18 protein-coding genes are annotated in these 23,168 nt (G+C 72.1%); 8 read left to right on the top strand and 10 right to left on the bottom strand.

The window, feature by feature from the left end:
- The first annotated feature begins 28 nt into the window (after positions 1–28).
- From AAW13_RS14850 to AAW13_RS14860, 3 genes are read left to right on the top strand one after another with little or no spacing between them, the layout of a single operon-like run.
- Positions 29–808: an ABC transporter ATP-binding protein gene (locus tag AAW13_RS14850; RefSeq protein ID WP_046732395.1), complete on the top strand. Its 780-nt coding sequence runs from the start codon at positions 29–31 to the stop codon at positions 806–808.
- Positions 795–1,673, top strand: a complete 879-nt coding sequence (locus tag AAW13_RS14855) for an ABC transporter permease (RefSeq protein ID WP_046732394.1) — start codon at positions 795–797, stop codon at positions 1,671–1,673. Before AAW13_RS14850 ends, AAW13_RS14855 begins: the two co-directional genes overlap by 14 nt.
- Before the next feature lie 9 nt (positions 1,674–1,682).
- Complete coding sequence (locus AAW13_RS14860; protein ID WP_046732393.1) at positions 1,683–2,438, top strand: sirohydrochlorin chelatase; 756 nt, start codon at positions 1,683–1,685, stop codon at positions 2,436–2,438.
- A gap of 517 nt (positions 2,439–2,955) precedes the next feature.
- Here AAW13_RS14860 and AAW13_RS14865 read toward each other — a convergent pair.
- Entirely contained in the window at positions 2,956–3,498 is a 543-nt protein-coding gene (locus tag AAW13_RS14865) for a DUF1697 domain-containing protein (protein ID WP_046732392.1), read from the bottom strand.
- A 383-nt stretch (positions 3,499–3,881) separates the two neighbouring features.
- On the opposite strand from AAW13_RS14865, the gene AAW13_RS14870 reads away from it, so the two are divergent.
- Positions 3,882–6,143: an MMPL family transporter gene (locus AAW13_RS14870; protein ID WP_046732409.1), complete on the top strand. Its 2,262-nt coding sequence runs from the start codon at positions 3,882–3,884 to the stop codon at positions 6,141–6,143.
- A gap of 124 nt (positions 6,144–6,267) precedes the next feature.
- On the opposite strand, the gene AAW13_RS14875 is transcribed toward AAW13_RS14870, so the two are convergent.
- From AAW13_RS14875 to AAW13_RS14885, 3 genes are read right to left on the bottom strand one after another with little or no spacing between them, the layout of a single operon-like run.
- Positions 6,268–7,545 (bottom strand): ABC transporter substrate-binding protein, encoded by a 1,278-nt coding sequence (locus tag AAW13_RS14875; RefSeq protein WP_046732391.1) that lies wholly within the window; start codon positions 7,543–7,545, stop codon positions 6,268–6,270.
- A complete protein-coding gene (locus AAW13_RS14880) occupies positions 7,545–8,378 on the bottom strand; it encodes a carbohydrate ABC transporter permease (protein WP_046732390.1) in 834 nt (277 codons plus the stop codon). The genes AAW13_RS14875 and AAW13_RS14880 overlap by 1 nt, the downstream gene beginning before the upstream one ends.
- On the bottom strand, positions 8,375–9,295 hold the full coding sequence (locus AAW13_RS14885; RefSeq protein ID WP_046732389.1) for a carbohydrate ABC transporter permease: 921 nt from the start codon (positions 9,293–9,295) through the stop codon (positions 8,375–8,377). Before AAW13_RS14885 ends, AAW13_RS14880 begins: the two co-directional genes overlap by 4 nt.
- A gap of 191 nt (positions 9,296–9,486) precedes the next feature.
- On the opposite strand from AAW13_RS14885, the gene AAW13_RS14890 reads away from it, so the two are divergent.
- Positions 9,487–10,350, top strand: a complete 864-nt coding sequence (locus tag AAW13_RS14890; RefSeq protein ID WP_046732388.1) for a phosphotransferase enzyme family protein — start codon at positions 9,487–9,489, stop codon at positions 10,348–10,350.
- A gap of 125 nt (positions 10,351–10,475) precedes the next feature.
- Here the strand turns inward: AAW13_RS14890 and AAW13_RS14895 are convergent, their stop codons facing one another.
- The 4 genes from AAW13_RS14895 to AAW13_RS14910 all read right to left on the bottom strand — a co-directional run bounded on the left by AAW13_RS14895 (position 10,476) and on the right by AAW13_RS14910 (position 14,870).
- A complete protein-coding gene (locus AAW13_RS14895; RefSeq protein ID WP_046732387.1) occupies positions 10,476–11,195 on the bottom strand; it encodes a 3'-5' exonuclease in 720 nt (239 codons plus the stop codon).
- 116 nt (positions 11,196–11,311) lie between these two features.
- The gene (locus AAW13_RS14900; protein WP_046732386.1) at positions 11,312–12,553 is read right to left on the bottom strand and encodes an SAV2148 family HEPN domain-containing protein; all 1,242 of its coding nucleotides are present in this window, start codon (positions 12,551–12,553) and stop codon (positions 11,312–11,314) included.
- A 102-nt stretch (positions 12,554–12,655) separates the two neighbouring features.
- The gene (locus AAW13_RS14905) at positions 12,656–13,996 is read right to left on the bottom strand and encodes a copper amine oxidase (RefSeq protein WP_046732385.1); all 1,341 of its coding nucleotides are present in this window, start codon (positions 13,994–13,996) and stop codon (positions 12,656–12,658) included.
- A 58-nt stretch (positions 13,997–14,054) separates the two neighbouring features.
- Positions 14,055–14,870, bottom strand: a complete 816-nt coding sequence (locus tag AAW13_RS14910) for a hypothetical protein (protein WP_046732384.1) — start codon at positions 14,868–14,870, stop codon at positions 14,055–14,057.
- A 195-nt stretch (positions 14,871–15,065) separates the two neighbouring features.
- Here AAW13_RS14910 and glgX point away from each other — a divergent pair, with 195 nt between their 5' ends.
- The 3 genes from glgX (at position 15,066) to AAW13_RS14925 (ending at position 21,166) form a co-directional block, all read left to right on the top strand.
- Complete coding sequence (glgX, locus tag AAW13_RS14915; protein ID WP_046732383.1) at positions 15,066–17,192, top strand: glycogen debranching protein GlgX; 2,127 nt, start codon at positions 15,066–15,068, stop codon at positions 17,190–17,192.
- Between the two features lie 93 nt (positions 17,193–17,285).
- Positions 17,286–19,652 carry a malto-oligosyltrehalose synthase gene (gene treY, locus AAW13_RS14920; RefSeq protein WP_206306220.1) on the top strand — a complete coding sequence of 789 codons (2,367 nt, stop codon included), beginning with the start codon at positions 17,286–17,288 and terminating at the stop codon, positions 19,650–19,652.
- A gap of 263 nt (positions 19,653–19,915) precedes the next feature.
- The gene (locus tag AAW13_RS14925; protein WP_046732382.1) at positions 19,916–21,166 is read left to right on the top strand and encodes a M14 family zinc carboxypeptidase; all 1,251 of its coding nucleotides are present in this window, start codon (positions 19,916–19,918) and stop codon (positions 21,164–21,166) included.
- A gap of 51 nt (positions 21,167–21,217) precedes the next feature.
- Here AAW13_RS14925 and AAW13_RS14930 read toward each other — a convergent pair whose 3' ends face one another.
- Both AAW13_RS14930 and AAW13_RS14935 read right to left on the bottom strand, forming a co-directional pair.
- Positions 21,218–21,640 (bottom strand): SSI family serine proteinase inhibitor, encoded by a 423-nt coding sequence (locus AAW13_RS14930; RefSeq protein WP_046732381.1) that lies wholly within the window; start codon positions 21,638–21,640, stop codon positions 21,218–21,220.
- Positions 21,637–23,004: a M14 family zinc carboxypeptidase gene (locus AAW13_RS14935; protein ID WP_046732380.1), complete on the bottom strand. Its 1,368-nt coding sequence runs from the start codon at positions 23,002–23,004 to the stop codon at positions 21,637–21,639. Before AAW13_RS14935 ends, AAW13_RS14930 begins: the two co-directional genes overlap by 4 nt.
- Between the last annotated feature and the right edge of the window lie 164 nt (positions 23,005–23,168).

Raw genomic sequence — 23,168 nt, forward strand, 5'->3', positions numbered from 1 at the left:
CCCGACGAGATCCCAGGAGGTGACGACCATGGCCACGACCCTCGCCAAGGCCGACGAGACCGTCGAGTACGCGGCGCGGCTTGAGCACGTCTCGAAGTCCTTCGCCGGACCGGGCGGACAGCAGCTCGTCCTGGACGACATCAGCCTCGATGTCGCGCCGGGTGAGTTCGTCACCCTCCTGGGCGCCTCGGGCTGCGGCAAGTCCACGCTGCTGAACCTGGTGGCCGGCCTGGACGCGCCGACCACCGGTTCCATCGCGACGGACGGCCGTCCGGCCCTGATGTTCCAGGAACACGCCCTCTTCCCGTGGCTGACCGCGGGCAAGAACATCGAACTCGCCCTCCGGCTCCGGGGGGTCCCCAAGAACGACCGGCGCGACAAGGCCGAGGAACTGCTCGAACTCGTCCGGCTGAAGGGTGCGTACGGCAAGCGTGTGCACGAGCTGTCGGGCGGTATGCGGCAGCGCGTGGCGCTGGCACGGGCACTCGGCCAGGAGAGCAACCTGCTGCTGATGGACGAGCCGTTCGCGGCCCTCGACGCCATCACGCGGGATGTGCTGCACGACGAACTGACGCGGATCTGGGCGGAGACCGGGCTGTCCGTCCTCTTCGTCACGCACAACGTGCGCGAGGCGGTCCGGCTGGCCCAGCGGGTCATCCTGCTGTCGTCCCGCCCGGGCCGGATCGCGCGCGAGTGGACGGTCGGCATCCCGCAGCCGCGCCGCATCGAGGACGCGCCCGTGGCCGAACTGTCCCTTGAGATCACCGACGTACTGCGGGGGGAGATCCGCCGTCATGGCCAGCACTGAGACCACGCCGACCCAGGATGCCGGAAGCGTCGAGGCGGGCCTCGACGCGCTGGAGACCTCGGTCGCAGGGCGGACGCCCTTCAGCCAGACCTTCAGGAACAAGATCCTGCCGCCGGTCATCGCGATCGCCGTGGTACTGGTCGCCTGGACCCTGCTCTACCCGGTCGTCGACGACCCGTCGAAGCTGCCCTCCCCTGCCGACGTCTGGAGCGCGGTCCAGGACCAGTGGGTCAAGGGGACACTGCTCAGCTACATCTGGGGCAGCGTCTCCCGCGGTCTGCTGGGCTTCCTGCTGGCGCTGGTGATCGGTACGCCGCTGGGCCTGGTGGTGGCGCGGGTGAAGTTCGTCCGTGCGGCCTTCGGCCCGATCCTCTCCGGCCTCCAGTCGCTGCCCTCGGTCGCCTGGGTGGCGCCCGCGGTCATCTGGCTGGGGCTGGACAACTCGGTGATGTTCACGGTGATCCTGCTGGGCGCCGTGCCCTCCATCGCCAACGGCCTGGTGTCGGGCGTCGACCAGGTGCCCCCGCTGTTCCTGCGCGCCGGCCGCACCCTGGGCGCGACGGGCCTGCGCGGCACCTGGCACATCGTGATGCCGGCGGCGCTGCCCGGCTACGTGGCCGGTCTGAAGCAGGGCTGGGCGTTCTCCTGGCGTTCGCTGATGGCCGCCGAGATCATCGCCCAGTCGCCGGACATGGGCATGGGGCTCGGTCAGCTGCTTGAGGTGGGCCGTACCAACAGCGACATGGCGACGGTCTTCCTGGCCATCCTGCTCATCCTGTTCGTCGGCATCGCGATCGACCTGCTGATCTTCAGCCCGCTGGAGCGCTGGGTGCTGCGCAGCCGCGGTCTGCTGGTGAAGAGCTGAGGTCCGTCCATGCGCAGGAAGCCGGTCCGCCCCGTGCTCGTGGTGATCGCCCACGGCAGCCGTGATCCACGGCACGCGGCGACCGTGCACGCCCTGGTGGAGCGGGTACGGTCGCTGCGGCCGGGGCTCCGCGTGGAGACCGGCTTCCTCGACTTCAACATCCCGTCCGTGCAGGGGGTGCTGGAGTCACTGGCGGCGGAGGGGGTCCGGGACGTCGTCGCCCTCCCCCTCCTCCTCACCCGCGCGTTCCACGCGAAGGCCGACATCCCGGCCGTCCTGCGGGAGGCGCCGCCGCGGCTGCGGATCCGGCAGGCGGAGGTGCTGGGCCCGTCCCCGCTGCTGCTGTCGGCCCTGGAACGGCGGCTGTACGAGGCCGGGCTGTCCCCTGCCGACAGGTCGTCGACCGGGGTGGTGCTGGCCTCGGCGGGGTCCAGCGATCCGGAGGCGATCGCGGTGATCGCGGACCTCGCGCGACAGTGGCGGCGCACCGGCTGGCGGGCCGTGCGGTGCGCGTTCGCCTCCGCCGCCCTGCCCCGCACCGAGGACGCGGTACGCGAACTCCGGGAGCTGGGTTGCGCCCGGGTGGCGGTGGCCCCTTACGTCCTCGCCCCCGGCTTCCTGCCGGACCGGATCGCCCGGGGCGCCGCGGCGGCGGACGTACTGGCCGACGTGCTCGGCCCGGCACCGGAGGTGGCCCGGGTGCTGCTCGAACGGTACGAGGACGCCTCGGAGAAGCTGACCGGGTGGTCGAGCATGAGCGCGTGAACGACCCCGCTTTTCAAGAGTGCGCCATAAAGAGGAAATCCGTTGCGCCGAATCCGAGGATTCGGCGCAACGGAATACACGGGATCAGTCCCGGAATGCCGGCGTGGGCGTTGCTTGCTCTGGAGGATCTGGCCGCCGCTCGTCTTGCTGTTGCGCTTGGCCGTCACGATCCATGTACCGGCCTTGTTTCTTGAGCTTCTTCAGAGCTTCACGGAACAGCCCGGGCGGCGTCTGTGGAACAGCTGTGGAAAGCCCCGGGAATAAGCGCGGCCGGGTCGCCGCGACGGAATGGGTTCGCGGTCCGGCGCTCCCCTGTCCGTCGGACCGCGAACAGCCGGCCCGCGGCGGGCTCCAGGGAGCGCTCGCCGCCGTGTCCGGCTCTTCTCTCTGCGTCGTGCGCGGCGAACGTGTCACACCGGGGGCTTTACCGGTTCAGCTGCCAACGACTTGGCCGTATTGGGTAGTTGCCCGAGTGGTCACGGTGTGACGGGTGCCGCCGGACCGGCAGGGTGGCCGGTCAGCCGGTCAGCTCGACCAGCTTCAGCACCGTGTTCCAGTTCCGGGTCGTCGCGATCAGTCCCTTGTTGATCCGGGGCCGGGACAGGGCCTCGGCCAGCTTGGAGCGGCCGAGGCCGTCCGGGGCGTACAGGTACAGCGCGCGGTCGCCGAGGCGGAACTCCTCGGGAAGGTGTGCGGCGGGGTCCAGGTCCGCGAAGCGCTCCGGTGCGAGGGGCCCGGAGAAGTAGGTGACGTGCAGTTGCCTGGCCTCCAGTTCGGCGGCGGGGAACGGGCAGGCCTCGGCGACCGCCTTCAGATAGGCGTGGTCGCGGACGAGCACGTCGACCGAGAAGCCGAACCGCCCCTCGATCGCCTTGGTCAATTCGGCGGCGAGCGACTCCGCGTCCCCGTGGCCGCACGCGAAGACGGCCTGGCCGCTCTGCAAGTAGGTCTGGACGGACTCGTACCCCAGCCCGGTCAGCAGCCCGCGCAGTTCCGCCATCGGGAGCTTCTTCTTGCCACCCACGTTGATCCCGCGCAGCAGCGCCGCATAGGTCGTCATTCGAACACCTTAGAACGGCCGTCGTGCCCCGTGGGGGTCGGCACGACGGCCGTGCCGGGCAACCCGGACTGCCCGAAACTCTGGCCGATCGGACCGGCCCGGATCAACCTCTACACGCACCTGTGACTTGTTCAACAAGGTTCCGCAATCACAAAGAGGATGCACGTCGTCGGAAGGGACACCCCTGATCATCACCCCCGAGACGGGTCGACAGATGTAAGGGCCCGGCATCCTCCTCGGCGACGAGAACCGGCCGCCGTACTTCACCGGGCAGCACGAGGAGTCGCTCTTGCCGGGCCCATACCTTCGAAACGAACGAAGGAAGTCGTGAAGAGACCGTGACGGCCGGGGCCGTCACCGCACACGAGGGGGGCGATCCCGTCATGGATCCCGTCAAGGGGCACGGAGAGACGCGGGTGCGGGGCCTGGCCGCGCGGGCCGGCGGCTGGAGCGCCCGGCACCGCTGGGCCGCCGTCGGCATATGGGTGCTGTTCGTGGTCCTGGCGATGGGGCTCGGCTCCGCCGCCGGCCGGGTCGACGTCGACGAGGGCGACCAGCTCAAGGGCGAGACCCACACCGCCGCGAAGATCATCGACGATGCGGGGATCAAGGAGCCGGCCAGTGAGACGGTGCTGATCCAGGCGAAGGGCACCTCGGCCAAGGCCACGGACGACGTCTTCAGGGCCGCCGTCGCCGACGTGGTGAAGGCCGTCGAGGGCACCGGCCGGGTCACGGACGTCACCTCGCCGTACGACACCCGGACCATCTCGAAGGACGGCCGCAGCGCGCTGGTCCAGTTCGACATGCGCGGCGACGCGGAGACCGCCGGCGACCGGGTCGGGCCGGTGCTGGACGCCGTGGCCGGGGTCCAGAAGGCACACGGTTCGCTGCGGATCGAGGAGATCGGCGGCGCCAGCATGAACAAGCAGTACGACGACGCCTTCGGCAAGGACTTCCAGCGGGCCGAGTACTCCGCCGTCCCGGTGGCCTTCGGGATCCTGCTGATCGCCTTCGGCGCCCTGGTGGCCGCGCTGCTGCCGGTCGGTCTGGCCGTCACCGCGATCATGGCGACGATGGGTCTGATGGGCCTGGTCAGCCACCTCCAGCCGATGAGTGACACCGCCAACTCCGTGATGCTGCTGGTCGGCATGGCGGTCGGTGTCGACTACTGCCTGTTCTACCTGCGCCGGGAACGCGAGGAGCGGGACGCCGGCCGGGACGCGGGCGCCGCGCTGCGCATCGCCGCCGCCACCAGTGGCCGGGCGATCATCGTCTCCGGTGTCACGGTGTGCGTGGCCATGGCGGGCATGCTGTTCACCGGGCTCGCCGAGTTCGAGGCGATGGGCCTGGCCTCCCTGATGGTCGTCGCGGTCGCCATGGTCGGCTCCGTGACCGTGCTGCCGGCGCTGCTCTCCCTGCTCGGCGAGCGGGTCGAGAAGGGCCGGATCCCCTTCCTGCGCCGCCGCGAGCGCCGGGGCGGCCGCGCTCAGAGCCGCTTCTGGACCGCCGTCCTGCGGGGCGTGCTCGCCAGGCCGCTGGTCTCCGTGGCCGTCGCGGTCGGCGCGCTGCTCGGCGTCGCCGCGCCCACGCTCGGGATGAAGACCTCACAGCTCACCCTGGACCAGGAGTTCGGCCACTCGCTGCCGATCGTGGGGACCTACGACCGGCTCAACGAGGCCTTCCCGGGCGGTTCCGAGCCCGCCGAGGTGGTCGTCAGGGCCAAGGACATCAACGCCCCCGAGGTGAAGCGGGCGCTGACCGACTTCCGGGAACGGGCGATCAGTTCGGGCGCCTCGCGCGGCCCGGTCGACATCAGGCTGCACGACGGCCAGAACGTCGCCCTGATATCCGTGCCGCTGGTGGGCGGCTCCGACATGGACAAGGCCGGCCAGAGCCTGCGCACGCTGCGCGACGAGGTACGGCCGGCCACCCTGGGCCGGGTCGACGGGGTGCAGGCGCCCGTCACCGGTTCGGTCGCCGGCAACGAGGACTTCAACGACCAGCTGATGGGCTCGGTCGTCCCGGTCTTCGCCTTCGTGGTCGTCTTCGCCTTCCTCCTGATGCTGCTGTCGTTCCGCTCGCTGACCGTGGCGATCACCTCGATCGTCCTCAACCTGCTCTCGGTGGGGGCCGCCTACGGCATCCTCGTCGCCGTCTTCCAGCACGGCTGGGGCGCCTCCCTGGTGGGCGCGGAGGGCGTCGGCGCGATCGTCACCTGGCTGCCGCTGTTCCTCTTCGTGATCCTGTTCGGCCTGTCGATGGACTACCACGTGTTCGTGGTCTCCCGGATCCGCGAGGCCCGGCTGCGCGGCCGGTCCACCAAGGACGCCATCCAGCACGGTGTGGTCACCACGGCCGGGGTCGTCACCAGCGCCGCCGTCATCATGGTCGCCGTCTTCGCGATCTTCGGCACGCTGTCCATGCAGTCCATGAAGCAGATGGGCGTGGGCCTGGCGGCGGCCGTCCTGATCGACGCGACGGTCATCCGGGGCGTGCTGCTCCCGGCGGTGATGGCGCTGCTCGGCGAGCGCAACTGGTACCTGCCGAGCTGGCTGCGGTGGCTGCCGGACCTGACCCACGACGAGTCGCCGGAGCCGGTGGCGCCGCCGACGGCACGCGGCGAGCAGGACCGCCTGCCGGTCTGAGCACCGGCCCGCCGCACAGGGCCCGCCGACTCCCGGGGAGCCGGCGGGCCCTGTCCCCTTCTCCGCCGGCCGTTCGCCGGCCGTTCGCCGGCCGTTCGCCGGCCGTTCGCCGGTCATTCGTCGGTCAGCGCTGGTAGCGGGCAAGCACCAGGTTGCCGTCCCGCTCCAGCCGGCGGCGGAGTTCGCCGAGGCCGATGGCGCCGCTGTAGTACTCCTGGAGGGCCGGGCCGGCCACCTTGTCCTTCCACTCGGGATAGCCGCGGACCGTCTGGGCGGGGGCCGGGCCCAGCCGTCCGGCGAGGGCGGTACCGGTGGCCCAACCGTACTTCGCGGTGTGCAGGGCCGGGTCCTCCAGGGCCTCGGTGCCGGTGGGCAGCATCCAGTCGCCGAGGGCGAGCCGGACCATGTTCCGCGGCCGCAGCAGGAAGTCGACGAACTCGATCGCCTCCTTCTTGTGGGGACTGTCCTCGGCGATCGACAGCGTCTGCGGACTGACCCCCTGGGCGAGCCCGTCGGCGCCGGCCGGAGCCGGCAGCACCTCCCAGTCGAAGCCCTCGGGCGCCTGCTGGACGATCTGCTGCCGGTAGGAGAAGCCGAGCGGGACCATCGCGTACCTGCCGCCGAAGAAGCCGGGCAGGGTGTCCGAGCCGCCGCTGCCCAGGGTGGAGCCGGGCGCGCTGTGGTCGACGCCGAGCTGGTCGTGGATCGTGCGCGGCACGACCTGGTCGGCGGCCTCGAAGCGGACGGTCACCTTGCCGTCGGCGCTTCGGTGGAAGAGCCGCCCGCCCGCGGAGAGCGAGAGGTTGAGGGTGGCGGAGACGGGTTCCTTGAGGGGCCAGGCGACGCCGTACCGCCCGGCGCCGCTGAGCCGCTGGGTGACCCGCCGGAACTCTGCCCAGGTCCACGGGTGTGCGGGGGTCGGGATGCGCACGCCGGAGGCGGCGAGCCAGGTCGTGTTGGCGATCAGGACGCGCGGCTCCTGGAGGAAGGGCACGCCGTAGACGCCCTTGCCGAACCGGGCCGTCCGCCAGGTGCGTTCGGGTATCGCGGACCTGAGCCGGGCGGGCAGCAGACCGGTCAGGTCGGCGAGGTACCCGCCATAGGCGAAGTCCGCGAGGTCGTCGGAGGCGTCGTGGATGATGTCCGGCGCCTCACCGCCCTCGAAGGAGGTCAGCAGCTGGTCGTGGACGTTGTCCCAACTGCCCTGCACGTACTCGACCTTGACGTCCGCGTGGGTGGCGTTCCACTCCTTCACCAGTTCCTTGTTGGCGGCGACCGACTCGTCCTGCCAGGCCAGCGACTGGAAGCGGAGGGTGATGGGACCGCCGGTCCCGCCACCGGCCGAGCAGCCCGCGATCAGCAGGAGGAGTACGACGACGGCCGTGGTCGCCCTGGTCCGCATCAGCTCTTCACCGCCCCGGCGAACAGCCCGCCCGTGAGCCGCCGCTGCACGAGGGCGAAGACCAGCAGTGAGGGCAGGGTGGCGAGGAAGGCGGCCGCCGCCAGCGGACCCAGGTCCGCCACGCCCTCGGCGCCGATGAAGTGGGTGAGGACGACCGGCAGGGTCTGTTTCTCCGGTGTCTTCAGCAGCACCAGCGCGAAGAAGAACTCGTTCCAGGCGGTGACGAAGGCGAACAGCGCGGTCGCCACGATCCCGGGTGCCAGCAGCGGCGCCGTCACCGACACCAGGGTGCGCAGCCGCCCGGCCCCGTCGACGGCCGCCGCCTCCTCCAGTTCGACGGGCACCGCCCTGACGTGTCCGACGAGCATCCACAGCGCGAACGGCAGCGCCCACACGACGTACACCAGCACCAGGCCGAGCAGGGAGTCGATCAGCCGCAGGTTCTTCAGCACCAGGAACAGCGGGATGATCACCAGCACGAACGGGAACGCCTGACCGACCACCACCCAGCCGGTGACCGCCCGGGAGAGCGCGGTGCGGCGCCGGGCCGTCACATAGGCCATCGGGGTGGCGAGGAGTACGGCGATCAGTGCGGCGCCGAGCGCGGCGAGCAGGGAGTTGAGGCCGGCGCGCAGCAGGGGCTGTTCGTCGAAGGCCTGCCGGAAGTTGGCGAGGGTCGGGTGCCGCGGGATCCAGGTGGGATGCAGACTGCCCAGCTCCTGCGCGGACTTGAAGGCCGTGGAGAGCAGCCACAGGAGCGGGAAGGCGAGGAAGACGAGGTAGGCGATCAGGGCCGCGTACCGGCCGACGCGGGTGCTGGTCCTGGTCCTCATGTGTCCTCGCCTCCTCGCAGCCGGCCCGCCAGGAAGACGGCGAGCAGTACCGCGATCACCGCGACCATCGCGCAGCCCATCGCGGCCGCGTACCCGAACTGTCCGTAGCGGAAGGCCTCTTCGTAGGCGAACAGCATCGGAAGCCGGGTCCTGCCGCCGGGGCCGCCGCTGGTCAGGACGTAGACCAGCGCGAAGGAGTTGAAGTTCCAGATCAGATTGAGCGCCGTGACGGCCAGCGCGACGGGTCTGAGGGCGGGCCAGGTGACCGTGCGGAAGCGGCGCCAGGCGCCCGCCCCGTCCACGGCGGCGGCCTCGTGGAGTTCGCGCGGGGTGTTCTGGAGCCCGGCGAGCAGGGCGACCGTGGTCTGCGGCATCCCGGCCCAGACACCGACGACGATCACGGCGGGCAGGGCGGTGGCCAGGCCGCCTAGCCAGTCCCGGCCGTCGCCGAGGCCCAGGTCGTGCAGGGTCTCGTTGAGGATCCCCGCGTCCGGGTTGTAGACCAGCCGCCACATGATGCCGACGACCACCTCGGGCATCGCCCACGGGACGATCGCGAGGGCGCGGGCCAGGCCGCGCAGCCGTAGCTCCTGGTTGAGGAGGAGGGCGAGGCCCAGCGCGAGCAGGAACTGGGGCACGGTCACCCCCACGGCCCAGACCAGGCCGATCCGGAAAGACTCCCAGAAGAGCGTGTCGTGCACCAGGTCCCGGAAGTTGAGACCGCCGATCCACCGTGTCGCCGCGGTACGGCCCGACTGGGCGTCGGTGAACGCCAGCATGATCCCGTAGAGCAGCGGGCCGACGCTCAGCACGAGGATCGGGATCAGGGCGGGCAGGACCAGGAACCAGGCGCCGCGGTCGGTGACACGTGCGGCGTCCGGCCGCCTCGTACTCGCCACGTCGGTGACCACTGCCACGTCATCCCCCTTTGCGCGGCCCGGTCGGGCCTGGACATGGTCGTGAAGGCGGGGTGCCCCGTCAAGACACCGCGCACACCGTCCGACCTCCGTGGATGCGAGACTGACCGCCGGACGGCGAGAAGACGCCGCCGTGTGCACCCGCACAGTCACGGGGACACGGGCGTCGGGAGCGGACACGGAGGCGGACGATGGACGAGGCAAGGGCGCGGGACGTACTGACCGCGGCGGATGTGCTGCCCGGCGCGGCGGCCGGCGCCTCGCTCCTGGCCCTGGGCGAGAACGCGGTGTTCGCCGCCGGGGAGCTGGTGGTGAAGGTCGGCCGGGACGCCGAACTGCTCGACCGGGCCCGGCGCGAGCTGGACATCGCCGGCTGGCTGGCGGCGGCGGACGTGCCCGCCGTTCGCGCCGCCGAGCCGAAGGCGCTGCTCGTCGACGGCCACCCGGTCACGGTGTGGCACCGCCTGCCGGACCCGGTGCGGCCGGCCGAGCCGCGGGATCTGGCCGAACTGCTGCGGATCGTGCACGCGCTGCCCTCCCCCTCCTTCGCGTTGCCGCCCCGCGAGTTGCTGGGCGGGGTGGAGCGCTGGCTGCGGCTGGCAGGCGACGCGATCGACCCCGCCGACGCGGCGTACCTGCGGGAGCGCCGGGACGGCTTCGCGACGGCCGCGGCCACGCTGACGCCCCATCTGACGCCGGGACCGATCCACGGGGACGCGCTCCCCCGCAACGTGCACGTCGGCCCGCACGGCCCGGTCCTGGTCGACCTGGAGACCTTCTCCGCCGACCTGCGCGAGCACGACCTGGTGGTGATGGCCCTCTCCCGCGACCGGTACGGCCTGCCCGCCGAGGCCTATGACTCCTTCACCCAGGCCTACGGATGGGACGTGCGAGAGTGGGAGGGGTGCGGCGTCCTGCGCGGCGCCAGGGAGACGGCGAGCTGCGCGTGGGTGGCCCAGCACGCACCGAGCAACCCCAAGGCGCTGGCCGAGTTCGAACGCCGGGTCACGTCGCTACGGGAGGGCGACGAGTCGGTGCGCTGGTACCCCTTCTGAGGAGCGCCCCAAGGGGCGCTGGGGGTACCCCCGGCCGAAGGCTGGGGGAGGAACCGCGCGACCAGCCCCAACGGCGCCGCAGACGAACAACGACGCATCACGGAGCTTCCGGCTGAGCGGAACGCTCAAACGGCGTCGACCAGCTCCCGCACCGGCCACGCCCCGTCCACCACCGCGTCCGCCTCCCCCTTGCGCCGCAGGAACTGCTGGAAGTCGGCAGCCCACTCCGCGTACCACTCCACCTGGCGCCGGTGCAGCTCCGCCGGGCCCAGCGCCGCGACCTTCGGGTGCCGCTCGGCTATCGCACCGGCCAGGCGCGCCGCGGCGAGGGCGTCGGCGGAGGCGTTGTGCGCGGCGGTGAGGGTGATGCCGTACTCGGCGCAGACCGCCTCCAGGTTGCGCTTGCCGCGGCGGTAGCGGTCCACCCGGCGGTCGATGGTGTACGGGTCCACGACCGGTCCGGGGTCGAGGCCGCCGAGGCGGTCGGAGAGGGACGGCAGTCCGTGTCGGCGGAGTTCCGCCGAGAGCAGGGTGAGGTCGAAGTTCGCGTTGTAGGCGACGACGGGGACGCCCGTCTTCCAGTACCCGGTGAGGACGTCCGCGAGGGCGTCGGCGACCTGGTCGGCCGGTCTGCCCTCGGCCGCCGCGCGCTCGTTGCTGATGCCGTGCACCGCCACCGCGTCCGCCGGGATCTCCACGCCCGGATCGGCCAGCCACTCGCGGCGGCCGAGTTCCTGCCCGGCCCTGACCTCGATCACGGCCCCCGTGACGATCCGCGCCTCTCGCGGATCGGTACCCGTCGTCTCCAGGTCGAAGCCGATCAGGAGCTCCTGGTGCCAGCCCATGGGCGGCCCCCCTTCTTGGTGGTGCTTTCCCCCAGTGGTCTCCACCCTCGCATGCGCCACTGACAATCAGAGGACCGCGTTCCGGTTACCGGCCGCGACTCCCCCTCGCACCCGCGTCAGGACACCGGGCGCGAATCCGCCCAAGCCATCTCGAACTCCTCGCGATACGTCGGGAAGAGCCCCGTTTCCACCATGTCGTCCGACTTGACCACCTTGTTGCCGTTGCGCAGCACCAGCACCGGCGACTCCATCCCGCGCGCCCCGCGCAGATAGGACTGGATGATCGCGACGCCGTCGGCGCCGTCGCCGTCCACCAGGTAGGCCGAGAAGCGGGGGGTGTCGTCGTACACCTGGATCTCGAAGGCGCCCGGGTCGCGCAGCCGGGAGCGGACCCGGCGCATGTGGAGGATGTTCATCTCGACCGAGCGGGCCAGTTCGCCCCGCTTCATCCCCAGTTCGCGCTCGCGGCGCTTGACGGCGCTGGAGGCCGGGTTCAGGAAGAGCAGGCGGACCCGGCAGCCGGTCTCGGCGAGGCGGATCAGGCGGCGGCCGGAGAAGTTCTGCACCAGCAGGTTGAGGCCGATGCCGATGGCGTCCAGCCGGCGGGCGGCGCCGAAGAGGTCCTCGGCCGGGAACTGCCGCATCAGGCGGACCCGGTCGGGGTGGACGGCGACGACGTCCGCGTACCGGTCGCCGACGAGGTCCTCGACCGCGTCCACCGGCAGCCGGCGCGCGGAGGGCACGTCACCGCCGGCGCCGAGCATCTCCAGGAGCCGGGCGGAGGCGCGTTCGGCCTGGTCGAGGACGGCACCGGACAGGGCCCGGTTGCGGGAGACGACGTTGCGCGTCACCTCCAGCTCGTCCAGGGCGAGTTCGACGTCCCGGCGCTCGTCGAAGTACGGCTCGAAGCAGGGCCAGTGCTGCACCATCAGCTCGCGCAGCTGCGGCAGGGTGAGGAAGCTGAGCACGTTGTCGTCGGCGGGGTCGAGCAGGTAGCCCTTGCGGCGGCTGACCTCGCGGACCGCGACCGCCCGCTGCACCCACTCCTGGCCGGCCGGACCGGCCGCGGCGACCACCCACTCGTCGCCGTGGACGGGCTCGTAGATGGGCCGCAGCACGGCGGCCACGACGGTGCGCATCCGCTGTTCGACAAGGTTCAGCCAGATGTAGGCCCGGCCCGCCCGCTGGGCGCGCGTACGCACCTCGAGCCAGGCGTCGGCGTCCCACTCCAGCTCCGGTCCGATGGAGCCCGAGGCGTCCATCGGCCGGGCCAGGGACACCGCGCCGGGCGGGACGTCTTTGGAGTTCCCCTCGTGACCCTCGTCACCAGGGGGCAGCTCCAGGCCTCCCGAGCCCACCCGTGCACCGCCTTCCGCTCCCCCGAGCTCTCCCCATGCCAACGATCAAGGAAGGGTACTCCGGGAGAGGTCGGCGGTGCAGCCGGATGGACAGGTCGTTTCTCAACTACCGCCTCCCGGCTGACCGTTCTGATCGGCGAGGGCGGCCGGAGTGAGCGGATTCATAGCGGTGACGTCACGCGGGGCGATGGAGAAGCCCTGCCAGTGGACCGGCATCGGCTGCTGGTCCTCGTCGCGCGCGATGTGGTGGAAACCGACGTTCACCCAGACCACGGGGTTGGTGAGGGTCTGTCCGTTGACGAACTTGTCGACGGTCCTGGGGTGGCCGCTCGCGCAGCCGGGGTTGTTGCTGGCGAACAGCTCGCACTTGTCGTACTGGGTGAAGTAGACGTCGTGCGAAGTGAACGCGTGCCCCGGGTACTTGTTGCTGGCGCCCCGGACGATCTCGTAGGACCGCGCGTGCCCGTCCTTGTTCTTGCCGGCCGTGCTGACCACCCGCCACCAGCGCATGTTCTGGGCGTCACCGGCGAGTTCCTTGGTGACATCGGTGCGGGTGGTCTTGTTGGTGGGGGCCTCCTGACCATGGGCGGGGGCGCTGACCTTCGAGTCGTACTGTTCGATGCGGCTCTTCGACGAGCCGTCGAGGTCGAAGTCGAGCTTCCAGAAGACGTTGTGCGCGTGGCTGGTGGCGTAGGCGTGGGCGCCCTTGCCGATCGGCCAGCCGCGGCCGTCGCCCGCGTCGTAGTCGCCCGGTGAGAGGCTGCCGGTGGCGCCGACGTTCATGTTGATCGTGCCGTCGTCCTGGAACCGCCACTCGGTCATGTACTCGTACCAGCCGACCTTGTTGACGGTGTAGACCAGCAGGTCCTTGCCCTGCTGCTGGTACACCCGGTTGCCGGTGTCGGCCTGCATCCGGTACGCGTGGCCGCGCGAACGGGTCGTGGTGCACAGGCCGTTGACGTTCGGGTGGGCCGGGTCCCAGGCGTCGGGGACCTTGACGGTCTTGATGGTGCCGCCGGGACACTCGGCCGAGGCGAGCGGCACCAGGCCCTGGGCGAAGCCGAAGCCGGTCAGGTCGTCGTACTCGACGCTGCCGTCGTCGTAGGGGACGTCGATCTGGGCGAGCCGGGCGCTGGAGAGGACCTTGATGGCGGCGGCCTCGCCCTTGGGCTGGTAGGAGATGTGCTCCAGGACCAGCCCGGCCTTGCTGTCGTAGCGCCAGCACATCCGCCAGGTGGTGCCGGTGGAGAGCTTCTGCTCGATGCGGTAGGCCGCGGAGCAGTCGGCGGCGGCCGCGGCGGCCTGCTTGGGCTGGGCGACGGCGGGTCCGGCCGCCGTGGTGGCGCCGGCCGCCAGCGCGGCGACGGACAGGCCCACGGCGGCCGTCCTGCGGGCCCGGCGGACTCTGGGCACGCGGGTGGCCGCGCGTTCGTTCACGTGCATGACGAAATGACTCCTCGTACGGGAGAGGCGATGGGAAGGACGAGCGAACGGAGCCGGCTCAGCGGCCGAGCTTCACGACCTTGCGCGCGCTCAGGTCGACGATCAGCGACCTGGCGTCGATCCACGGCCCGTTCTTCACCTTCGGGAAGAGCCGCACGCAGCGGTGTTCGCCGCACTTGTCGAGCGCGGCCGGCTGGGCTCCCGGGGTGGCGCGGTAGACCGCGCTGTTGAGCAGCAGCTGCTGCTCGGGGTCGGTCAGCGCGGTACCCGTGGCGTCCTTGAAGTCCGCCTTCAGGCCGGCGCCGAGCGGATCGGCGATCAGCAGCTGGAGGGCCTCGACGTTCTCGTCGTGGCTGAGCGGCGGCTGGACGCCCTGCCGGGTGGTGGTCCCCTCGACCTTCCCGGTGTCGAGGTTGACGGTCCGGGTGACGAGGCTGTCGTCGCGGTAGTCGTAGAACGTGACGTCCGCGCGGCGCGGCGCGTTCGAGCTGTCCAGCTCGTTCGCGTCCGGCTCGGCGAGGTCGACGCTCAGCCGCTCCGGGCCGCGTCGCCCCTCGACGTTCTCTCCGGCGTTGAACATCTGCTTGGTCAGGGCAAGTTGTTCGACGCGCTTGGTCTCGTCGTCGGTCAGCGGGTCGCTGCCCGTGCCCTTCTTCCCCTCGGCGGGCGCCTGTTCCACCACGCCGCCCTTGACGGCGTCCTTGCCCTGTCCCGCCTGCTGTCCGGCGACCACGCCGGTCCCGTCGCTCCCTCCCGACTCGTCGGCCCCGGCCGTACCCGGCAGGGTGATCCCGACCATCACGGCGGTCCCCGCCACCGCCAGTCCCGCACCGGCCACCACCTTGCCCAGATGGCGGTGCACTATCTTGCGCACATCTTCCCCCTACTCCCCCTAGGTCACAGGGAGTACGTGTCTGCCCCACTGGTTCGGCACACTTCGCCGCACGGGCGCTGCGTGCACTGGTCGCCGGGTAAGAGGGACGTAAGTCACCGGGGGTTCCATTACTTTCGGGCAGACTCATGACCAAGGCGCCCCCGGGCGTGAGGCACACCTGGAAGAGTCGACTTCATGCAGGTCTGGCCTGGAGAGGCATATCCGCTCGGCGCGACGTACGACGGCGCCGGGACCAACTTCGCGGTGTTCACGGAGACCGCGGACCGAGTGGAGCTGTGTCTGCTGCACGACGACGGCTCCGAGACAGCCGTCGAGCTGCGCGAGAGCGACGCGTTCGTACGGCACGCGTACCTGCCGGGGGTGATGCCCGGGCAGCGCTACGGCTTTCGGGTGCACGGCCCGTACGACCCCGGGCGCGGGCTGCGCTGCAACTCGGCGAAGCTGCTGCTCGACCCGTACGCGAAGGCGGTCAGCGGGTCGGTGCGCTGGGGCGAGGAGGTGTACGGCTACCACTTCGGCGACCCCGACCGGCGCAACGACCTGGACTCGGCGCCGCACACCATGACGTCGGTGGTGGTCAACCCGTACTTCGACTGGGGCGACGACCGGCGGCCGCGCACCGAGTACCACCACACGGTCATCTACGAGGCCCATGTGAAGGGCCTGACCATGCGCCACCCGGGTCTGCCGGAGGAACTGCGCGGCACCTACGCGGGCCTCGCGCACCCGGCGCTGATAGAGCACCTGGTGGAGCTGGGGGTGACCGCGCTGGAGCTGATGCCGGTCCACCAGTTCGTGAACGACCACCGGCTGGTCGACATGGGTCTGAACAACTACTGGGGCTACAACACGATCGGCTTCTTCGCCCCGCACAACGCGTACGCCTCCTGGGGCGACCGCGGCCAGCAGGTCCTGGAGTTCAAGTCGGCGGTCCGGGCGCTGCACGAGGCCGGGATCGAGGTGATCCTGGACGTGGTCTACAACCACACCGCCGAGGGCAACCACCTGGGTCCGACGCTGTCCTTCCGGGGCCTGGACAACCCGTCCTACTACCGGCTGACCGACGATCCGCGCTATTACATGGACACCACCGGCACCGGGAACTCGCTGCTGATGCGGTCCCCGCACGTACTCCAGATGATCATGGACTCGCTGCGGTACTGGGTGACCGAGATGCATGTCGACGGCTTCCGCTTCGACCTCGCGGCGACCCTGGCGAGGCAGTTCCACGAGGTGGACCGGCTGTCGTCGTTCTTCGACCTGGTGCAGCAGGACCCGGTGGTCTCCCAGGTGAAGCTGATCGCCGAGCCCTGGGACGTCGGCGAGGGCGGCTACCAGGTGGGCAACTTCCCGCCGCTGTGGACCGAGTGGAACGGCAAGTACCGCGACACCGTGCGCGACCTGTGGCGCGGCGAGCCGCGCGCGCTCGCGGAGTTCGCCTCCCGGCTGACCGGCTCCTCCGACCTCTACCAGGACGACGGCCGCCGGCCGCTGGCCTCCATCAACTTCGTGACCTGCCACGACGGCTTCACCCTGCACGACCTGGTGTCGTACAACGACAAGCACAACGAGGCCAACGGCGAGGACAACCGGGACGGCGAGAGCCATAACCGGTCGTGGAACTGCGGGGTCGAGGGGCACACCGACGACCCGGGCGTCCTCGAACTGCGCGCGCGGCAGATGCGGAACTTCGTCGCCACGCTGATGCTGTCCCAGGGCGTGCCGATGATCGGTCACGGCGACGAGTTCGCCCGGACGCAGCAGGGCAACAACAACGCGTACTGCCAGGACAACGAGGTGTCCTGGGTGGACTGGCCGGCTCCCGAGGACGACAACGAGCTGCTGGCCTTCACGCGCGCGATGGCGCGCCTGCGCAAGGAACACCCGGTCTTCAGGCGCCGCCGCTTCTTCCACGGCCGCCCGGTGGAGGGCACCCACGACGAGCTCTCCGACATCGCGTGGTTCACCCCGGAGGGCCACGAGATGGCCCAGCGCGACTGGGGCTCCGCCCAGGCGTCGGCCCTCACCGTGTTCCTCAACGGGAACGCGATCTCGGAACCGGGCCCACGCGGGGAGCGCATCGCCGACGACTCCTTCCTGCTGATGTTCAACGCGTCACCGGACCCGCTGGAGTTCCTGGTCCCGGTGAACCACGGACGGCAGTGGGAGGTGGTGGTCGACACCGCGCGGGCCGAAGGGGTGCCGCAGGGGGCGAACGTGGACGCGGGGGCGAAGGTGGACGCGGGGGCGAAGCTGACGCTGCCGGAGCGGAGCCTGACCGTCCTGAAGAGGCCGGCGTGAGGCGCCCCGGCAGGGGCGCGGGGAACCGCGCGGCCGGCCCCCGCCGGCCCGCACCGTGACACGAATCCCGACGAGACGGGTACATACGTCCGCATGACAGCCGAGCGAACCGCCCCCGCCGTGCCGACCTCCACCTACCGGCTCCAGCTCCAGCCCGACTTCCCCTTCTCGGCCGCCGAGGCCGCAGCGCCGTACCTCGCCTCGCTCGGCGTCTCGCATCTCCACCTCTCCCCGGTCCTGGAGGCCGTCCCCGGCTCCACGCACGGCTACGACGTGGTCGACCACGCGCGCGTGCGTGCGGAACTCGGCGGCGAGGACGGGCTCCGCGCGCTCTCGCGCACCGCGCGGGCGCACGGCCTCGGCCTGGTCCTGGACATCGTGCCGAACCACATGGCCATGGCCCCCCGGCACAACCGGGCCCTGTGGGAGGTGCTACGGGAGGGCCCGAAGTCGCCCTACGCGCGCTGGTTCGACATCGACTGGGAGGCACAGGGCGGGCAGCTGCTGGTCCCGGTGCTCGGCGGCCCGGTCGGCGAGGTCCTGGGTGAGCTCACGGTCGACGGGGAGGTGCTGCGCTATCACGAGCACGCCTTCCCGCTCCGGGAGGGCACCGCGGACCTGCCGCTGCCGGCGCTGCTGGACGCCCAGTGGTACCGCCCGGTGTGGTGGCGGCTGGCCCGGACCGAGCTGAACTACCGGCGGTTCTTCAGCATCTCGGAGCTGATCGGGCTGCGCGTCGAGGACCCCGAGGTGTTCGACGCCACCCACGGCAAGATCCTCCAGCTGCTGCACGAGGGCGTGCTGGACGGGCTGCGGATCGACCATCCCGACGGGCTCGCCGACCCCACCGGCTATCTCACCCGGCTGCACGGGGCGACCGGCGGCCGCTGGACGGTCGTGGAGAAGATCCTGGCCGACGGCGAGCACCTGCCGGCCGGCTGGCCGGTCGCCGGTACCACCGGGTACGACGCGCTGCGGCAGGTGGACGGGCTGTTCACCGATCCCGTGGGGGCCGGCGAACTGCTGGGGCAGTACCGGAGCTTCGCGGCCCCGGGGACCGACCGCGGCGGTGACTGGGAGGCGACGGTCCGGCGGGCGGCGTACAAGGTCGTCACCCACGAGCTGGCCACCGAGACGGACCGGCTGACGCGGGCGGCCACGCGGGTGTGCGCCGCCTCGCCCGACCCCGCGCTACGCGACCGGGCGCCTTGGGCGCTGCGCACCGCCCTCGAGGAGTTGCTGGTACGGCTGCGCGTGTACCGGCCCTACGGCGTCGACGACGCGGCTGCCGTGGTCACCGGGCAGGCCGCGGAGGAGGCCAGGCTGGCGTTCCTGGTGCCCGAGGAGGGCGGGGCGGTGGACGTGGTGCGCGGGCTGCTGGTGGCCGGGCAGGGACCGGAGGCCGACGAGTTCCGCGTGCGGTTCGCGCAGACCGCCTCGGCGCTGCGGGCCAAGTCCGTGGAGGACACGGCGTTCTACCGGTACGTGCCCCTGCTGTCGGCGACCGAGGTGGGCGGGGACCCGGGAAGCCCGGGCGTCTCCCCCGACGACTTCCACGCCTACTGCGCGCGCGTGCAGCGCGACTGGCCGCTCACCGGGACGGTCGTGACGACGCACGACACCAAGCGCAGCGCCGACGTGCGCGCGGCGCTGGCGGTGCTGACGGAGTGCCCGGACCTCTGGGCGGACCTGCTGACCGAGGTGACCCGGGACGGCGGCGTGCCGGTGCCGGACGGGCAGACGGCCTGGGCCGCCTGGCAGACGGTGTTCGGGCTCGGCCCGGCGGACCCGGAGCGGGTGCGCGGGGCGCTGGTGAAGCACGTGCGGGAGGCCGGCCTGTACACGAGCTGGACGGAGCAGGAGCCGCCGTACGAGGAGGCCGTGGTCTCGTTCGTCGCGGCGGGGCCGTGCGGGGCGCCGGGCGAGCGTGTGGCGGCCTTCCGCGCCTCACTGGCGGCGCACGTCCGGGCCAACGTGCTGGGCACGGCGCTGGTCCAGCTGACGATGCCGGGGGTGCCGGACGTGTACCAGGGCACCGAGGGCGAGTACCGGGCGCTGGTGGACCCGGACAACCGCCGTCCGGTCGCGTTCCCGCCCGCGGATCCGGGCGAGAAGGACGCGGTGACGGCGGCGGCGCTGCGGCTGCGGGCGCGGCGGCCGGACGTCTTCGGCGACTCGGCGACGTACACGCCGCTGGCCGCCGAGGGCCCGGCCGCGGCGCACTGCCTGGCGTTCGCCCGTTCCGGGGAGGTGGTCACGGCGGTGACCCGGCTGTCGCTGCGGCTGGCCGCGGCGGGCGGCTGGCGGGACACGGTCCTGCCGCTGCCGCCGGGCCGGTGGGCCGACGCTCTGGCGCCGGGGCGGGAGTTCACCGGGCACGCGCGCGTGGACGAGCTCTTCGAGGGACGGCCGGTGGTGCTGCTGGAACGGGTGGATGCCGGGACCGTCGCCGGACAATGAGCCACACCTTCACCCGTACGAGTGAATATGTGACTGTTTTCGGGAGTTGACGAAACCCGTCGGGCGCGGGCCGCGTCGGTAGTGGGCGCGTGGAGTCGTTCCGCGCCCCGTAATGGCTTCGCGACCCCGGCCGGTGTCGACCGTCCGACGGGCCGACCGCACGTGCCTCCGGGCGCCCCCTGGAGCCTCCCCCGGGAGGTTCTTGACAGTTCACCTATCCCGTGCGGGACTGGGGAGTGCGAAGCCGGGCGGACAAGTCGGGGGTGAGTCTCCTGCCGGAGCTGCGCTACCCCAGTGTTCCCGAACTGATCTCGACCGCCCGGGCGTTGGCCGCTCTCCGGCCCGGCCTGTGCACGTTGCGGCAGATCGGCGTCTCCCGCGGGGGCAGACCCCTGCACCTGCTGTCCATGGGGCAGGCCCGCCGGGCGGTGCTGGTGGTCGCGGGTGCCCACGCCAACGAACCGACCGGCGGCGGCACCCTCCAGGCACTGGCCGAGCGGGTGCTGAACGAGCGCGGGCTGCGGGCGGAGACCTCCTGGCACTTCCTGCTCTGCGCGGACCCGGACGGTGCGAGCCTGCATGTCACACCGGCCCCGCGCAGCCTGCTCGACTACCACCTCGGCTTCTACCGGCCGGCGGGCCCGGAGCAGCCGGAGTGGTCGCCGTCGGTTCTGCCGCCGGACCGTCTGCCGCCCGAGACCGTGGCGCTGCTCGGGGTGATCGACGAGCTGCGCCCCTACCTCCAGGTGACGCTGCACGGCACCGATCTGGGCGGCAGCTGGGTGCAGTTGACGAGGGACGTGCCGGGGCTCGCCGAGCCGTTCGCCAAGTCGGCCGCGGAGCTGCACATCCCGGTGGAGACGGGTGCCTCGGACGCGGCGGGCTGGCCGGCCTCCGGCCCCGGGGTGCGGGTGATGCCCGGACCGGGTTCGGGGGTGGCGTACCCGAGCATGCCGGACGACGCGCGGCACAGCACCTGGTACCACGCGCACCGCTACGGCGGTCTGACGGCGGTCGTGGAGGTGCCGATGTGGGCGAGCGACCTCGTCGACGACCCGGCACCGCACCCGGCGCCCGCGGCGGCGATGCGGCGGCTGGCCCGGCGGCTGCTGCGGGACTCGCGGGAGGTGGAGCGGGTGCTGACCGAGGCGCTGCCCCGGCTGGACGGCCCGGACGGGCCACTGCTGCGGGCGGCCCGCTGGGCGCTGGGGCTGATCCCCGGCCTGTCCGAGGACTGGATCCGCCGGCCGCCGATCGACACCACGAGGGCGTACGTGGGCAGCGTGGACGCCTTCGGACGGCGGCTGCCGCTGCGGGCGGCGTCGATGCTGCTGCGGGTGCTGCGGCAGGCGGACGACCGCGCGGCGCCGCTGCTGGAGGAGCTGGTGGCCTCCTGGTGCGACGCCTACGCGGCCCGTTTCCAGGCCCGCTGGGTGCCGTTGGAACGCCAGGTGGAGCACCAGTCCCGGACGGTGCTCGCGGCCGCCCGGCACGCACGCGAACGAGCGGCGTGAGGGCGGCGGCGGGCAAGGCGCGCACGGCGGTACGGCCGGCGGGGCCGCGGCTCAGTCGAGGGTGAAGACCGGGCCGGTGCGGGCGGCGAGGACGCAGGCGTTCGCGTAGGTCTCGCGGTACTCGATCGGCCGGCCGTTCCACTGCCCGCGCGCCTGGGCGGTCACCGGGGCGTAGACCATCGGGCAGACGGCGCCCTCGGCCGGGGCGAGGCGCGCGATGTCACCGCCCACCGTGCCGAGTTCGGCACACGCCTCGGCCGCGCGGGCGTACCCCTGGGGCGGGTCGCACAGCAGCAGCGCGTTGTGCGTGCTGCCGGTGTCACCGGACGCGCCGTCCCCCCGGGTGACGGTCAGGTACAGGTAGTCGCCGCTGTCGGCGGTGCGCGGCGCGGCCTGGGCGGGCCCGGCGGCGAGCAGGGCGGCGACCGCCAGCAGGGCACCGCGGGCCGCTGTCGTTGTGCTGAGACGGGTCATTCCCCGTGCATCGGCAGCGCCGGCTCGGTCCCCCAGTCCGGCTCACCCGAACGGGCGGCCACCCGCGCGTGACGGCGGGCCAGTTCGAACGCGCTCAGGACGACACGTGTCTGGTACTCGGCCTGGCGTGCGACCGGGATCCAGCGTGCGCCCAGGGTGTCCTGGTAGTCCGCGCACCAGGTGTCGATCAGCCGGTCGAGGTCGGACAGGGCGCCGGTGGGGTCCTCCCCGGTGCCGCGCAGCAGCCGGTGCAGCAGGCCGGCGGTGCGCAGGGCCAGCCGGCGCCCGGCGATGCGCAGGGCGACCAGGTGGGCGTTGCTGAGCGGGGGCAGCGGACGGGCGCTGCCGGCGTCGGTGTCGGGGTCCCAGGCACGGGCGAGGCCGGGGCCGACCAGCAGGTAGTCGTCGACCGGCGCGAGCAGCCGGGCCGCGTCCGGCGCTTCGGAGAGCCGCCCCCGGACCCGTTCCAGGACGCCGTCCAGGAGGACCGTGTCGTGCCGCAGCGTCCGGCTGACGGCCCGCAGCGCCGCGTCCCGGTCGGCGGGCGGTGTGCCGTCCTGAACGGCCGCCACGCCCCACATGGGGGCCTCGACGATGGCGGTGACGGTGCCGTGCCGGTACGGGTGGAACCAGGTGGACTCGACGGCGGCCTCGGTGATGGCGGCGGCCAGGTCGCCCCGGCGGGGCGGCGGCACGCGGTAGACGGCCGGGCCGAGGGTGGGCCAGTAGAGGGTGTCGTAGGCGCCGAGTTCCCTGGGGATGCCCAGCCGGGTCGCGGTGTGCGCGAGGCGGCGGGCGAGGCCCGGCAGGTCGCGGGTCAGCTCGACGAAGCCACCGCCGACGTCGACGCCGTGCAGCGAGCACTGGAGGAAGGGCCGCAGTTCGTCCTGGAGGTCGAGCAGCGCCCGGGTCTCGGGCAGTGTCACGGTGTCCGCGCCGTCGGGCAGCCATTCGGGCTGTTCCAGGAAGCCGGGCCGGAAGAAGTGCCGGAAGTAGTGGCCGAGGGTGTAAGGACCGGCGAGCCAGCCCTCGTTGCGGCGGGAACCGTCCGGGTCGAGGCACAGCAGCAGGTTCCAGGTGACGTCCGCGGCCTCGGTGAAGCGCGGGTCGGCGAGCACCCGGTCGGCGAGGCGCAGCACGGTGGCACCGCCGACGGGTTCGTTGGCGTGCGGGCCGGCGACGACGAGGACGTGCCGGGTGCCGTGACCGATGGAAAGCAGCCACATCGGGATGCCCGCGCGGGAGGTCCCGACCCGGCGCAGCCGGGCGTCCCGGGGACGGTCGGCGGCCAGTGCGGCCGCTCGGGAGGCCAGCTCGTCAACGGACGGGTAGCGGAGCAGTGGCGGCAGGACACACCTCCACAATGCGGTGCCGTCGGTTCACATGGTGTGCATGGCGTACGCACAGTCAGTCACGACTTGGGAGGTACGTCAACACCGCTGCCGACAAACACTTTTCGGCCAACCCGCGAGGTGGGGAGGTCCAGGCGCCGCACGGGGGGGCGAGGTCCAGGCGCCGGGCGGGGGCG

This window comes from Streptomyces humi (genome assembly GCF_001005085.2).
Classification (GTDB): Bacteria; Actinomycetota; Actinomycetes; order Streptomycetales; family Streptomycetaceae; genus Streptomyces; species Streptomyces humi.

Excerpts from the sequence above, each read along its gene's own strand:
- AAW13_RS14850 (WP_046732395.1), top strand. The coding sequence starts at position 29 with ATGGCCACGACCCTCGCCAAGGCCGACGAGACCGTCGAGTACGCGGCG.
- AAW13_RS14855 (WP_046732394.1), top strand. The coding sequence starts at position 795 with ATGGCCAGCACTGAGACCACGCCGACCCAGGATGCCGGAAGCGTCGAG.
- AAW13_RS14860 (WP_046732393.1), top strand. The coding sequence starts at position 1,683 with ATGCGCAGGAAGCCGGTCCGCCCCGTGCTCGTGGTGATCGCCCACGGC.
- AAW13_RS14865 (WP_046732392.1), bottom strand. The coding sequence starts at position 3,498 with ATGACGACCTATGCGGCGCTGCTGCGCGGGATCAACGTGGGTGGCAAG.
- AAW13_RS14870 (WP_046732409.1), top strand. The coding sequence starts at position 3,882 with ATGGATCCCGTCAAGGGGCACGGAGAGACGCGGGTGCGGGGCCTGGCC.
- AAW13_RS14875 (WP_046732391.1), bottom strand. The coding sequence starts at position 7,545 with ATGCGGACCAGGGCGACCACGGCCGTCGTCGTACTCCTCCTGCTGATC.
- AAW13_RS14880 (WP_046732390.1), bottom strand. The coding sequence starts at position 8,378 with ATGAGGACCAGGACCAGCACCCGCGTCGGCCGGTACGCGGCCCTGATC.
- AAW13_RS14890 (WP_046732388.1), top strand. The coding sequence starts at position 9,487 with ATGGACGAGGCAAGGGCGCGGGACGTACTGACCGCGGCGGATGTGCTG.
- AAW13_RS14895 (WP_046732387.1), bottom strand. The coding sequence starts at position 11,195 with ATGGGCTGGCACCAGGAGCTCCTGATCGGCTTCGACCTGGAGACGACG.
- AAW13_RS14905 (WP_046732385.1), bottom strand. The coding sequence starts at position 13,996 with ATGCACGTGAACGAACGCGCGGCCACCCGCGTGCCCAGAGTCCGCCGG.
- glgX (WP_046732383.1), top strand. The coding sequence starts at position 15,066 with ATGCAGGTCTGGCCTGGAGAGGCATATCCGCTCGGCGCGACGTACGAC.
- treY (WP_206306220.1), top strand. The coding sequence starts at position 17,286 with ATGACAGCCGAGCGAACCGCCCCCGCCGTGCCGACCTCCACCTACCGG.
- AAW13_RS14930 (WP_046732381.1), bottom strand. The coding sequence starts at position 21,640 with ATGACCCGTCTCAGCACAACGACAGCGGCCCGCGGTGCCCTGCTGGCG.